Raw genomic sequence first — 12804 nt, 5'->3', positions numbered from 1 at the left:
GAAACACGCTGGTCGACGCGGTGGCGGAGACGTTCAGGCGAGCAGGGGGCGGTCGTAGGGGGCGAGGGGTGCGGGCAGCACCGTGGAGCCGCTCAGATAGCGGTCCGTCGCGGCCGCGACGGACCGCCCCTCCGCAATGGCCCACACCACGAGGGACTGGCCGCGTCCCGCGTCACCGGCGATGAAGACCCCGCCGTTCCTGGCGCGGGCCGCCCGCTCGTCCGAGCCCTCCGAGACCGCCCCTTCAGCTGTTTCAGCTGTTTCAGCGGCAAAGGTGACATCCCGGGCGAAGTTTCCCCGGTCGTCCAGCGTGAGTCCGAGCTGCCGCATGAGTCCGGTGTCGCGTTCGGGACCGAAGAAGCCGAGGGCGAGCAGGACAAGATCTGCCGGCAGCACCTGCTCCGTCTCCAGCCGCGGCCTTCTGCCCACGGGCTCCACTTCGGCCAGGCGCAGCGCGCGCACATGGCCGGTCCGGTCGCCTTCGAAGCGGAGGGTGGCGGAGGAGAACAGTCTCGGATCCGCGCCGTCCCGCCCCCGGGCCTCCTCGTGAGCGTGGGATATCCGATAGACCTTCGGGTACACGGGCCAGGGCTCGGTGTCCCGTCGGGCGGCACCCGGCTCCGGGTTGATGTCGAGCTGTACGGCGGAGGCTGCTCCCTGGCGCAGGACGGTGCCCAGACAGTCCGATCCGGTGTCTCCGCCGCCGATGATCACCACCTGTCTGCCCTCGGCGGTGACGGCCGGCACGTCGCGGTCGCCCTCCACCGCCCGGTTGGCCAGGGTCAGGTACTCCATGGCCTGGTGGATGCCGTACAGCTCGCGGCCCGGGACGGGCAGCTCCCGTTGACCGGTGGCGCCGACGGCTATGACGAGCGCGTCGTACCGGTCCGCGAGCTCCGCGGCGTCGAGATCGCCTCCGACGTCCACGCCCGTACGGAACTTGGTGCCCTCCGCCCGCATCTGCTCGAGGCGGCGGTCGAGGAGGCACTTCTCCATCTTGAAAGCGGGGATGCCGTAGCGCAGCAGTCCGCCGATGCGGTCGGCGCGCTCGTAGACGGCGACGGTGTGTCCGGCGCGGGTCAGTTGCTGCGCTGCCGCCAGTCCCGCCGGTCCCGAACCGATGACGGCGACGGTCTTCCCGCTGAGCCGCTCGGGCGGCTGCGGCGTGGTGTACCCGCGCGCCCAGCTCTCGTCGGCGATCGTCTGCTCGACATTCTTGATCGTCACCGGATCGGCGTTGATGGTGAGCACGCAGGCGTCCTCACACGGCGCCGGGCACAACCGCCCGGTGAACTCCGGGAAGTTGTTCGTCGCGTGCAGCCGCTCGGCCGCTGCCCACCAGTCGCCCTTCCTCGCGTACGCGTTCCACTCGGGGATGAGATTTCCCAGCGGGCAGCCGCTGTGACAGAACGGTATGCCGCAGTCCATGCACCGCCCTGCCTGCTGGGACACGAGCGGAAGCCGGGCCTGCCCCGCGTAGACCTCGTTCCAGTCGCTCAGCCGTTCCTGGACCGGGCGCGCCGGAACGGGCCGGCGGGGGGTCCTGAGGAAGCCGTGGGGGTCGGTCATGCGGCGCCTCCGTCGCTGACTCGCGGTGCACAGGCGTTACGGCCAGACTACGCCCGCGGTCACCCCTCGTTCCTGGCCGGGCCACCGGCCGGACGACGCGATACGCTCGATTTTGTAGGCACGCGTTCCGACCACGGAGGCGGCCATGAGCGAGTACGACGAGTACCCGACGCCGTCGCAGGCAGAGGGCGAGCGGCTGGACGAGGACATGAATCCGGCCGAGGAGCGGCACCCCGCCACGATGCGGACCCAGCCGTCGCAGGCCGAGGGTGAGCGCCGAGCGGAGGATGCCGAGAGCTGAAAGAGGCGGCAGCTGTACGGTGGCGGCTCCTTGCGGGTTCGTTCCGGAGAGAGCTCCACACGTACAGCCGCTGCGTCAGGCGCCTCCGGGAAGGCCGCACCCGGTGGGCCGGCACGACGGGCATACCCCCTGGGGTTCGCACGCGCGTCCGTACGCATGTCCGTAGTCGGTACGCATGTCCGTAGTCGAAGGAGGTCCGCCCGGTATGGATTCGGACCGTGCCGACCGGTTGGTGTCGGCGCTTCGCGACCGTCGCGTGATGGCGCATGTCGTGGAGGCGGGTGTCTACGAGTTCGGGATCCGGGTCGTCCTCGACGAGGGGATCGAGGCGCTGTGGGACGTGGACGGGGCCTCCGGTCTCGACGCGGAGATCGTCAGCGACGGGGTCCTCATCGGCTTCGTTCCTCATGTGCCCGGCTCGGAGAGCTTCACCGAAGAGCAGCTCGTGGAGAGCATCGCGACGACGCGGTACTCGGCGGAGGGGCTCCGCCCGCCCAGCGGCACGCCCGCGCCGGCCGCACTCGCGGCCGCCGAGACCGCGCCCGTCGACGAGCCCGGGCCGTCGCCCACTCCCCCGGTCACCCCGCCCGTCGCCCGCTACCAGCGCCGGGCCCACTGGATCCGGCGGGGCAAGGAGGGCGGTGCCCGGCACTGACCGCGCGCCGGGCTGCCGTCGCGCCCTCGTCAGACGCCCGCAGCCCGCGCCGTCTCGTACACCTCGGTCGCCACGTCGATCAGCTCCGCGGCGTCGCGCGTCGTGCCCTGGAGGTCCAGCAGGATCTCCGGTACGCCCGTTGCGGCGTGTGCCACCAGGTCCTCGACGATCTGCGCCACGCTCCCGTGGAAGGGCCGGCGGTCCGCACCCTCGAACGGCTTGGCGCTGTACCGTGCGTTGGCGCGGGCGCAGACGTCGATCGGACGCTCCCGGCCACGCTCGGCAGCCACGTCCCGTACCCGCTGCCACTGCTCGGTCAGCTGGGCGGCGCCGACGGCCACCGGCATCCAGCCGTCCGCCCGGTCCACCAGACGGCGGGTGGCGCGTGTGCTGTTCGCGGGCAGGTAGACCGGGATGGGGCGCACCGGCTTCGGGCCGACCTCGGACGGGGCAATGGTGGTCAGCTCGCCCTCGTACGAGACGGGGTCCGGGCCCCAGACGGCCGCGCACACGTCCAGCAGCTCGTCCAGGACCGCGCCGCGCCTCTCGAAAGGCGCGACGGAAGCGGCCGCGTACTCGTCGAGGGACCATCCCGTGCCGAGGCCCGCGATCACTCGTCCACCGCTCGCGACGTCCAGCGAGGCGAGCGACCGGGCAAGCTGGAACGGTACGTGCAACGGCGCGACCAGGACGCTGGTGCCCAGCCGCGCCCGGCCGGTGGCCGCGGCGGCCAGTGCGAGCGTGACCAACGGGTCGGCGACGCTGCGGTACTGATCGGGCCACGGCAGCCCCCGTACGCCGTACAGCCCCTGGGTGGCCGGCTCGGGAAACAGGACACGCTCGAAAACCCACAGGCTCGCGTATCCGGTCTCCTCCGCCGCGCGGGCCACGGAGGCCACATCGCGGCCGATGTCGTACTGCTTCATCTGGGGGAGACCGAGACCGAGAGAGATCGGCATGGACGCACTCCTTCATGGTTGCTGCGGAACAACTGCCTCAGAACACTTACGTCTTCCCCGCCCGGTGCCAGTCGAAAGACACTCGCGGAGATCGCACAGGCCGGGGCCGCCGAAGGCGCAGGCGGTGGGCCGGCGAACCGGGAGCCGGACGGTGCCCGGGCCGATCGGTTCAGGCCGGTCGCGCCAGGGCCTGCAGGGGGAGCACTCCCGCGCCGGAGAACAGGCCGCGGGCCGCGCTGACGCGCCGTTCGCGCGCCGGACCCGGTGCGGTAAGGCGGTCCAGGGCACGGACCAGCGCCCGGGGGTCCGTCGCGTAGTCGGTGAGACCGTGCTCCGCCATCCGTCGAACGCCCTCCTTGCCGTGGCCCGGAATGGCCCGGTAGCCGACCACCGGAACTCCGGCGGCCATGGCTTCGAGTGCCGTTTGGCCTGCCGCGTTGTCGATGAGCGCGCGGGAGGCGCTCATGAGGCCCGGCATGTCGTCGACCCAGCCCGCCGCGCGCACATGGGCGAGGCCTGACAGGTCCCGGCGCAACCGGGTGTTCGTACCGCAGAGCACGACCGGCATGTAGCCCGCCGCAGCCACCAGGCGCGCGGTCCCGGCCACGCGGGATCCGGCCCCCCAGGCCCCCGTCGAGATCAGCACGGGCGGCCGGCCCGGCGAGTCGAGGCGTCGTCGCCAGTCCGCCGCCGTCGGAGCCGGTGCGTGGAACCGGGGTGCCACCATGGCACCGGATACGACCGTCGGACGCCGTACCGCTCGCCGGACCTGACGTGCGAGATCGGACGTGAGGCACAGATGGAGATCGTTGCCCGGGTGCAGCCATTGGCGGTGAACGGCGAAGTCGGTGATGACGACGGCGCTCGGGATCGTGAGCGCACCGCGGGCGCGGAGTCCGCCGGTGAGCTGGGCGGCGAGGTGGAAGACGGGTACGACCACGTCCGGCCGCTGCTGTGCGACGAGGTCGAGCAGACGTTGCTGCGCGAGGGCCGCCAACGGGGAACTGCCGGGCCGGGGGCCGCCTCCGGTCCGGAAGAAGGCCGCGTACAGCGCGGAATAGACCACGGGCGTGTGGCAGATGGCAGTCCGGTAGAAGGAGCGCAGTCCGCCGCCGATTCCCGGGGGCAGCAGGTGAAGGACATCGACCGTCGTCGTCCGCCCTCCGCCGGCCTCCAGTCTGCGGGCCAGTTCTCCGGCCACCACGTGGTGGCCGGAGCCCATGCCGGCGCTCAGGATCAGGAAGCGTCCCGGCGACGTGTTCATCGGCCGTACGCTCCCGGGACTCCCTGCTCACCGTCCGGTGCGGGGCCGTTCCGACGGGACCTCCACCGGTAGCAGCGGGAGCCCTCCGGGCGGCGGAAGGGTCCGCACGGGTCCGGTAGCTCAGTCGGACGAGCGGCAGGCACGTGATCACCTCTGAGATCGGCAGCCCTCGGAGTATCCGTCGGGACGGGCGTGGAACCCGGTTCTTCCATCCTGTCGGTGCGTTCGGTGCAGTGAGGTATGGGCTTCAACGGTTTTACGGGAGCCCACTCGGGTTACCCCTAACCCGACCCGACACCGCGATGCCCGCGTCCGCGGTCTCCGAGGGGCGGGCCACCGTGCCGCACACTACTGAGACAGGGAGAGGCCATGCCACGTGTTCCGTGCATCGCTCACCGCGGCGTGCCGGGTGGCGGCGCGTCGGACGGTCATGACGTCCGGGCCGGGGTGGCCCTGGTGACGGGGGCCTCCTCGGGTATCGGGGCCGCGGTGTCCCAGCGGATCGCGGCCGAAGGCGGCTGGCGGCTTCTGGTGAGCGGGCGCGACCGGCAGCGGCTCGACGGGGTCGCGGCGACGACGTGCTCGACGCCGCTGTACGCGGACCTGATGTCGCTCGACAGTACGGAGCAACTGGTCGAGGAGGCCCTCGACACCGCCGGCCGGGTGGACCTTCTCGTCGCGGCGGCAGGGGTCGGCTGGGCGGGCTCCTTCCACACGATGCCGGCTGCCGCCGCCGACCGGGTCCTCACCGTGGATCTGGTATCCGTCGTCCATCTGGTACGGCTGCTGCTGCCGCACATGCTCGCGGCGGGGCGCGGACACATCATGCTGATCGGATCGGTGGCGGGATCCACCGGTGTCCGCGGTGAGGCGGTCTATTCGGCGGCGAAAGCTGCCCTTGCCGCCTTCGCGGACGCCCTGCGCTACGAATTGAAGGGCACCGGTGTGCGCGTCACACATATGGTCCCGGGTGTGGTGGACACACCGTTCTTTGAACGCCGAGGGATGCCGTACGCCCGTTCGTGGCCCCGACCGATGGCGCCGGAACGCGTCGCCGAGGCGGTCTGGGAGGCCTTCACGGCGGACCGTGAGGAGGTGTACGTCCCCGGCTGGCTGCGCTTGCCGGGGTGTGTACGCTCCGTGGCCCCGGGGCTCTATCACCGGCTCGCGGCCCGCTTCGGCTGATCCGCGACATGAACGTCCTCGCCGTGGTACTGGCGTTGTGGGCGGCTCTCGCCAATGGCGCGGCATCCGTGCTGCAGCGTCGGGCCACCATGGAGCAGGTCTGCTGAGTCTGCTGCTCTTGCAGAGCGCTCTGCGTGCCGGGACTCCGGCCGCTTCCCAGCCGGTGCTCACCCTCGGGGACGCGCTGGTGAGCGTGGTGCTGGGGAGGGCACTGTTCGGCGAGCGGATCGCGCTGGTGATCATCTGCTGCCGACCACGCTGGGTGCGTGCCTGGTGGCTGCCGGCACGGTGGGGCTGTCGCTCTCCCCGGCGGTCGCGGGTCACTGGGATGCCACGAGAACGACCATGCGGCACAGTCGGCCCGACCGACTGCCGACGGCCGCTGACGACGAAGGGACGGGAAGCCCGTTGAACCCCAGGCCCATCAGAATCCCCACCGCGCTCCGTGCCCCACTGACCGTGTCGGCGCTTGTGCTGACCGCTCATGTAGCCCCGGCCGGCACATGGCTGCCGGGGCTGCGCCGGACGTGCTTTCCCTCCCTGGCCGGCCTCGGCCACCCCGGGCATGTCGCCCTGACCTTCGACGACGGCCCGGACCCCCGTTCCACCCCGCTCTTCCTCGACGCGCTGGACCGGCTGTCCACCCGCGCCACCTTCTTCGTGCTCGGGGAGAGTCTGCTGCGCCATCCGGAACTCGGCCGCGCCATCGCCCGCCGCGGCCACGAACTCGCCGTTCACGGATGGACACACAGCCGCCCCTGGCTTCCCGCCCCCGGCCGGGACCTGCGCGAGGTCTCCCGTGCCGCCGAAGCGGTGCGAAGGGTCTCGGGCGTCCGGCCGTTGTGGTACCGGCCACCGTACGGAATCCTGACCGGCGGCCGGTGGACCGCCGCCCTGGCGTGCGGGCTGCGGCCGGTGCTGTGGTCGGCCTGGGGGCGGGAATGGGCGAAGAGCGCGACGGCCGAGGGCGTTCTGACGACCGTACGCAGCGGGCTTCGCGGCGGCGGGACGGTCCTCCTGCACGATGCCGATCTGTCGGCATCGTGCCAGTGGCGACCGGCACTTGCGACGCTACCGGAACTGATCAACGGCTTGCGGACGGCCGGGCTGACCGTCGGCCCGCTCGCCGACCACGGCCTGGCACCGATCCGGCGGACGGGTTGAGTGCGCCGGACCCGACGAATCCGGTGCATGTCCCGTCCCTTCGCGCCGACCGCGCTCCCGCCCCGGATGCTCTCATTGCCGCCCCTGCTCCTGTCCCGGATGCAAGAACCACTGACTCGCCGCATCCGCGACGTCTTCCAAGGCACCAGCCTCCTCGAACAAGTGTGTGGCTCCGGGAATCACGTAGAGCCGGTGCGGCACACGCAGTTGCTCGGCCGCCTCCCGGTTCAGCATCAGTACATGCCTGTCGTCGCCGCCCACGATCAGCAGCACGGGCGATCGCACCTGGCTCAGCGCCTCGGCCGCCAGGTCGGGGCGGCCGCCACGGGACACGACGGACTGGACACGGCCAGGCCGCTCGGCTGCCGCCACCAGGGCTGCGGCGGCCCCGGTACTCGCGCCGAAGAGTCCAAGAGGCAGGTCCGTCGTGGCCGGCCGGTCGCCGAGCCAGTCGACCGCGGACACCAGGCGTCGCCCGAGCAGGCCGATGTCGAAGCGGTACTGCCCCGACATCGCGTCCATCCGCTCCTCCTGCTCGGTCAGCAGGTCCAGCAGCAGCGTGCCCAGTCCCGCCTCCCGCAGGGTCGCGGCCACGGCCCTGTTGCGCGGGCTGTGGCGCGAGCTGCCGCTGCCGTGGGCGAAGAGCACCACCCCTGCGGCCTGCTCGGGAATCACCAGGTCACCGACGATCGCCGATCCGTCAACAGGTATGGAAACCGCTTCGGATTTCACCACTGTCATCGTCTCCTTCCCGGGGTGCGCCGCGGTGCGGTCGGCCCGCGCACGGAGCGAAGACGTCGGCGTCCAGGGTGCGACGTCGTACGCTCACGCTCCCCCACGCTTCCGGGTCCGTGTTCCCACGGTCGCGCGAGCCGTCGCCGCGAGCCACCCTGGAGTCATGGCGACACCACCGATCACCATCCACGCACCGACGCCGTCCGGCGGCCGACTGGTGACCGTGCACGTCAACAGCCGCGACGAGAAGCTCGGCATGGCACACAGCGATCAGGAGCTCGTCGTGTTCCTCGCCGACGCCGGGCTGGCGAACCCCGAGCTGATTCTCAAGAACCCAGCTGTGGTCCAGTGGCAGGGCGCCGCAGCGCATCACTATGAGAGCGACTGATCCACCGCGAGCGTCAGCGGCCGAGCGGGCGCACCCTGGGGGCATGGGTGCTCCGATCGTCGTGCACCGCCCGGCACCGGGCACGGGCGGCCGGGCGGTCACCATCAACGGTGGCCTCGCCGGCCTCGCTCACAGCGACCGCGACCTGATCGTTTTCCTCCGGCATGCCGGGGTCTACGACGCTGAGCACCTCCTCGACGACCCGTCCTGGATCGAATGGCGCGACGGCCGGGCCCACTGCTACGAAGCGGAATGATCCGGACATGCGGTGCCAGGAACCTTCCCCGGCTGTACCTGCTTACGACGGCAGAGGCCGGGCACCTGGTCGAACGCGCATAGCCCCGGAGCGGAAACGGCGGGACGAGCGTGTGGGCTCGTCCCGCCGCGCCAACAGCTACCGGGTGATCGCTTCTTCGAGCGCCACCAGGTGTCCGGTGCCGCTGAGCGACGACAGTTCGATGTCGGTGACGCAGCGCACCTTCACGGTGTTGAGCGTCAGCGTCCCATCGATGTGCACGCTACCGGTGCCGTTCGCGAAGTCCGCCCTCCCGAGATCGGTGGCCGCTTCGTCGACGCGCACGCCGAGGTCCGTGCCCCCGCGCGAGTTGGGGAACTTGATGAAGACGTACCCCATCTCGGTGATGCGCCGCTGAAAGTCCTCGACCGAGGGCGAAGGGCCGCCGACCACGACCTTCTGCCCCGCGACGGAGAGGCGTTCGATGAGTTCGTCCATGAGTGGCTCCTCTGTGACTGTTGTGAAGTTCTTGACCGTTGCGGGCTTCTCGGCGCGTGCGGCCTCGGACGAGTGGGACTTCGGCGGGCCGGGCCGGTCAGCCGGCCGACTTCGCCATCTGCTGACGCAGGCTCCTGGGGCGCATGTCGACCCAGACCTCCTTCACGTACGCGAGGCACTCGTCCTTCGAGCCGACGGTCCCCGTCTCCCGCCAGCCGGCGGGGGCGGCGAGGTACATCGGCCACAGGGAGTACTGGTCCTCGTCGTTGACGAGAACCTTCATCTGATGTGTTTCCATGAACGGTCTCCAGCCTCTGCTGTCGGGAATGCTGTCCGCTGCGTCGGGTCACGCGGTCCGGGTGAAGAGCCAGGGAGTCTGCTGCTTGCGTCGCTGCTCGTAGGCGAGGACCTGGTCCTTGTGGGAGAGGGTCCAGCCGATGTTGTCCAGACCCTCCATCATGGAGTTCTTCTTGAAGGGATCGATCTCGAAGCGGAAGAGCCGTCCGTCCGCGGTCCTCACGGACTGGTCCGGCAGATCGATGTGGAGCGTCGGTGTCGCGCCGCTCGTCAGGGCTTCGGAGATCGCCTCGACTTCCGGCGCTTCCAGTCGGACGGGGAGGATGCTGCTGTTGAAGCAGTTGTTGTGGAAGATGTCCGCGAAGCTCGGGGCGATGACGCACCGGAAGCCGTACTCCCGCAGCGACCAGGGCGCGTGCTCACGGGAGGAGCCGCAGCCGAAGTTCTCGCCCGCCACGAGAATGCCGGCGCCGTCGTAGCGGGGCTCGTTGAGCGGGAATTCCGGGTTGGGCGTGCGGCCGTCCTCGAGGTAGCGCCAGTTCGCGAACAGATGCCGGCCGAAGCCCGTGCGGTGAATCGACTTGAGGAACCGGGCGGGGACGATGTCGTCCGTGTTCACATTGGACCGCATCAGCGGCACAGCGGTGCCCTGGTGCGTGATGAATTTCTCCACGGAAGTCCTTTCTCTGTTCTCTACGCGTCGCGGACGTCGGCGAATCGGCCGGCCACGGCCGTTGCGGCCGCCGTCACCGGACTGACCAGGTGGGTGCGGCCTCCTCGGCCCTGGCGCCCCTCGAAATTGCGGTTGCTCGTCGAGGCGCAGCGCTCGCCCGCGGAGAGGCGGTCTCCGTTCATGGCGATGCACATGCTGCAGCCGGGCTCACGCCACTCGAAGCCCGCCTCGCGGAAGACGTCCGCGAGCCCCTCCTCCTCGGCCTGGCGGCGAACGCTCATGGAGCCGGGGACGACGATGGCGCGAACACCGGGCGCGACCTGCTTCCCGGCGACGTACTGGGCGGCCAGTCGAAGGTCCTCGAGCCGCGAGTTCGTGCACGACCCGATGAAGACGGTGTCGACCTTGATGTCGTGGACACGCTGACCCGGTTCCAGTCCCATGTACTCCAGGGCCTTTTCCATTTCCGCACGGACCGCGGGGTCGCTCTCGGCGTCCGGGTCCGGGATCGTTCCCGTGATGTCGGCGACCATGCCCGGGTTGGTGCCCCACGTGACCTGCGGTACCAGGTCGTCGACGTTCAGGTGGTGTTCCGCGTCGAAGCGGGCGCCCGGGTCGCCGGCCAACTGCTTCCACTGCTCGGCCGCGAGCTCGAAGAGCTCTCCCGACGGGGCGAAGCGCCGGCCGCGCACGTACTCGATCGTGACGTCGTCGGGGGCGACCATGCCGGCCCGCGCCCCCGCCTCGATCGCCATGTTGCACAGCGTCATGCGGCCCTCGATGGTCAGCGACCGCACGGCCGAGCCGCTGAACTCGACGACGTGATTGGTGCCGACGTCCGTACCGAGCCGGCGGATCACGGCCAGAGCGATGTCCTTCGCACTCACGCCGGGCGCCAGGGTGCCGTCGATCCTGATGTTCATCGTCCTGGGCTTCTGTTGCAGCAGGCACTGGGTGGCCAGGACGTGCTCCACCTCGCTGGTGCCGATGCCCATGGCGAAGATGCCGAGGGCGCCGTGCGTGGAGGTGTGGGAGTCGCCGCAGACGACCGTCATGCCGGGCAGTGACAGTCCCAGTTCCGGACCGATGACGTGCACGATGCCCTGGTCCGCGTCGTTCATGCCCAGGAGCTTCACTCCGAAGTCCCGGGCGTTCTCCTCCATCGTCTCGATGCACATGACGCTCTGGCTGTCGACGACGTCGATGAGCCGGCGTCCCGGCACCGTGGGAACGTTGTGGTCGATCACGGCGACCACGGTCTCGGGTCGGTGCACCGGAAGGTTGCGCTCGCGCAGCCCGGCGAAGGCCTGCGGCGAGGTCGCCTCGTGCGTGAGGTGCCGGTCGATGTACAGCATCGGTATCTCACCGGGTTCGTCGCGCACCACGTGTGCGTCCCAGATCTTGTCGAACATCGTCTGTGGCATCGTGCGGTTTCTCCTCTGGGGGCGGGTCGTCACGGGAAGGAACGCTCAGGCTGCGTGGGAGGCGTGCGCCTTCGCGAAGCCCTCTTCGAGCTCCTGCGAAGTCAGTTCGCGGCCCAGCTCATTGGCGCGGGCGAGCAGGCCCTCGACGATCTCCGTGGAGAGCTCACCGGGGTCGCGCCCGCTCAGCATGTAGGCGAGCCGCACGGAGCTCTGTCCGCTCCACGGGCTGACGGCCACGGACGGGACGCCACCGACGGCGGCCGGGTCGACGGCGGAGTACACCGTGCGGGACATGTCCCGCAGCTTGTCCTCCAGTTCGCCGTTGTCCGCCTCCCGGGCCAGGTCGGCCAGGTGGTGGGCCTTGAGGATGGCATCCGTGTGGATGCCGGAGGAGGTATGGCTGTAGCGCCGGCCGAGCACCCCGTGCTCCGGCGCCGGGACGCCGACCATCTTCTGGTAGCAGGTGATCAGTTCGAGCAGCCGGGACATGTCCCAGGAGACGGGCAGACCGGCCTCCTCCTCGATCGCGGCGAGATTCAGGACGACCTCCTCCAGCGAGGCGTTGCCGGAGCGCTCGCCGACCCCGCGCGACACGACGTGGATGCGGCCGGCGCCGGCCGCGACGGCCGCCATCGCGTTGCCCAGGGCGTTCCCGGTGTCGCGGTGCCCGTGCCAGTCCACCTGCATCTCCGGGACGCCCAGGGCGTCGAGCTCCGCACGGATGAAGCGGACGAGCCGGTAGGTGCCGAGCGGCCGGATGACGCCGATGGTGTCGGCCATGGCGACGATGTACGCGCCGCTCTCCACCTGTGTCCGGGTGATCGCCCGCAGGTCCTCGGGGGAGGTCTGCGACGTGTGCTCGGTACCCGCGACGACGGGGATGCCCATCTCCACGGTCTTCTTGATGAAGGTCTCCAGCTTGTTCAGGATGAAGTCCAGGTCCCAGCCCTGGACGAGGCGGCGGGACGGCGCGCTGCCCATGAAGACGACGGATTCGAGTGCCGGGTGGACCTCCCTGCACTCGACGGTCCACTTCAGCGACTCCTCCGTGCACATGGAGAGCACGGAGGGCACGATGCCGGGAAGCTCGTCCCGCATCCGCCCCAGCAGCTGCTTCATGGTCGCGTTGAGCCGGTCGGCATTGCCCGGATAGATGCCGACGGTCGCGTACTTGATCCCGAAGCCGTGGAGGAGATGCAGGTACCGCATCATGTCGTCGACCGTCGGGTAGCCGGGTATGCCCTGGAGACCGTCGCGCAGACACTCCGAGAGGATCTGGGTTCCGGCGACCTCGGCGGCGAGCGGCTCACCGGGAATGCTCGTCGGAATGGGCGAGAGCGGGCTCTCGTCGCTGTTCCAGTTGAAGTTCACCGGGACATCGATGGAGTCGATGTCCCTTCTCGGGTTCGCTGCGGTTCCGTTCGTGTCCTTCTGCATGGTCTCTCCTTGTCGGAAGA

Annotated in this window: 15 protein-coding genes; 6 read left to right on the top strand and 9 right to left on the bottom strand. The window is 70.3% G+C overall.

What is annotated here, in order from left to right; translation table 11 throughout:
- Positions 1-33: 33 nt before the first annotated feature.
- Positions 34-1569 carry a glutamate synthase subunit beta gene (locus ACZ7L9_RS27760; RefSeq protein WP_471419309.1) on the bottom strand — a complete coding sequence of 512 codons (1536 nt, stop codon included), beginning with the start codon at positions 1567-1569 and terminating at the stop codon, positions 34-36.
- A gap of 145 nt (positions 1570-1714) precedes the next feature.
- Here ACZ7L9_RS27760 and ACZ7L9_RS27755 point away from each other — a divergent pair, with 145 nt between their 5' ends.
- Both ACZ7L9_RS27755 and ACZ7L9_RS27750 read left to right on the top strand, forming a co-directional pair.
- Entirely contained in the window at positions 1715-1870 is a 156-nt protein-coding gene (locus ACZ7L9_RS27755) for a hypothetical protein (RefSeq protein ID WP_389991637.1), read from the top strand.
- Between the two features lie 205 nt (positions 1871-2075).
- Entirely contained in the window at positions 2076-2525 is a 450-nt protein-coding gene (locus ACZ7L9_RS27750; protein ID WP_471419307.1) for a hypothetical protein, read from the top strand.
- A gap of 29 nt (positions 2526-2554) precedes the next feature.
- Here ACZ7L9_RS27750 and ACZ7L9_RS27745 read toward each other — a convergent pair whose 3' ends face one another.
- Positions 2555-3484, bottom strand: coding sequence for a TIGR03619 family F420-dependent LLM class oxidoreductase (locus ACZ7L9_RS27745; protein WP_471419305.1), 930 nt, complete (start codon positions 3482-3484; stop codon positions 2555-2557).
- Between the two features lie 169 nt (positions 3485-3653).
- A complete protein-coding gene (locus tag ACZ7L9_RS27740; RefSeq protein ID WP_471419303.1) occupies positions 3654-4748 on the bottom strand; it encodes an MGDG synthase family glycosyltransferase in 1095 nt (364 codons plus the stop codon).
- A gap of 369 nt (positions 4749-5117) precedes the next feature.
- Here ACZ7L9_RS27740 and ACZ7L9_RS27735 point away from each other — a divergent pair, with 369 nt between their 5' ends.
- The gene (locus ACZ7L9_RS27735) at positions 5118-5933 is read left to right on the top strand and encodes an SDR family NAD(P)-dependent oxidoreductase (RefSeq protein ID WP_471419301.1); all 816 of its coding nucleotides are present in this window, start codon (positions 5118-5120) and stop codon (positions 5931-5933) included.
- Between the two features lie 453 nt (positions 5934-6386).
- Complete coding sequence (locus tag ACZ7L9_RS27730; RefSeq protein WP_471419471.1) at positions 6387-7097, top strand: polysaccharide deacetylase family protein; 711 nt, start codon at positions 6387-6389, stop codon at positions 7095-7097.
- Positions 7098-7169: 72 nt separating this feature from the next.
- On the opposite strand, the gene ACZ7L9_RS27725 is transcribed toward ACZ7L9_RS27730, so the two are convergent.
- Positions 7170-7829, bottom strand: a complete 660-nt coding sequence (locus tag ACZ7L9_RS27725) for a dienelactone hydrolase family protein (protein WP_471419469.1) — start codon at positions 7827-7829, stop codon at positions 7170-7172.
- A gap of 166 nt (positions 7830-7995) precedes the next feature.
- Here ACZ7L9_RS27725 and ACZ7L9_RS27720 point away from each other — a divergent pair, with 166 nt between their 5' ends.
- Together ACZ7L9_RS27720 and ACZ7L9_RS27715 are read left to right on the top strand one after the other, a co-directional pair.
- A complete protein-coding gene (locus ACZ7L9_RS27720) occupies positions 7996-8220 on the top strand; it encodes a hypothetical protein (RefSeq protein WP_471419299.1) in 225 nt (74 codons plus the stop codon).
- Positions 8221-8263: 43 nt separating this feature from the next.
- Positions 8264-8476: a hypothetical protein gene (locus tag ACZ7L9_RS27715; RefSeq protein WP_471419297.1), complete on the top strand. Its 213-nt coding sequence runs from the start codon at positions 8264-8266 to the stop codon at positions 8474-8476.
- Between the two features lie 138 nt (positions 8477-8614).
- On the opposite strand, the gene ACZ7L9_RS27710 is transcribed toward ACZ7L9_RS27715, so the two are convergent.
- The 5 genes from ACZ7L9_RS27710 to ACZ7L9_RS27690 form a co-directional block, all read right to left on the bottom strand.
- Positions 8615-8953, bottom strand: a complete 339-nt coding sequence (locus ACZ7L9_RS27710) for a hypothetical protein (RefSeq protein WP_471419295.1) — start codon at positions 8951-8953, stop codon at positions 8615-8617.
- Positions 8954-9050: 97 nt separating this feature from the next.
- Positions 9051-9251, bottom strand: a complete 201-nt coding sequence (locus tag ACZ7L9_RS27705; protein WP_471419293.1) for an MbtH family protein — start codon at positions 9249-9251, stop codon at positions 9051-9053.
- Positions 9252-9299: 48 nt separating this feature from the next.
- Positions 9300-9923 (bottom strand): 3-isopropylmalate dehydratase small subunit, encoded by a 624-nt coding sequence (gene leuD, locus ACZ7L9_RS27700; RefSeq protein WP_471419291.1) that lies wholly within the window; start codon positions 9921-9923, stop codon positions 9300-9302.
- 20 nt (positions 9924-9943) lie between these two features.
- On the bottom strand, positions 9944-11347 hold the full coding sequence (gene leuC / locus ACZ7L9_RS27695; RefSeq protein ID WP_471419289.1) for a 3-isopropylmalate dehydratase large subunit: 1404 nt from the start codon (positions 11345-11347) through the stop codon (positions 9944-9946).
- A gap of 45 nt (positions 11348-11392) precedes the next feature.
- Entirely contained in the window at positions 11393-12784 is a 1392-nt protein-coding gene (locus ACZ7L9_RS27690) for a hypothetical protein (RefSeq protein WP_471419287.1), read from the bottom strand.
- Positions 12785-12804: the final 20 nt, after the last annotated feature.

The sequence above is a fragment of the Streptomyces sp. NPDC111516 genome, from assembly GCF_055635345.1.
The sequence above is the reverse complement of the archived record's forward strand: the minus strand, read 5'-3'. Positions and strand labels throughout refer to the sequence as shown.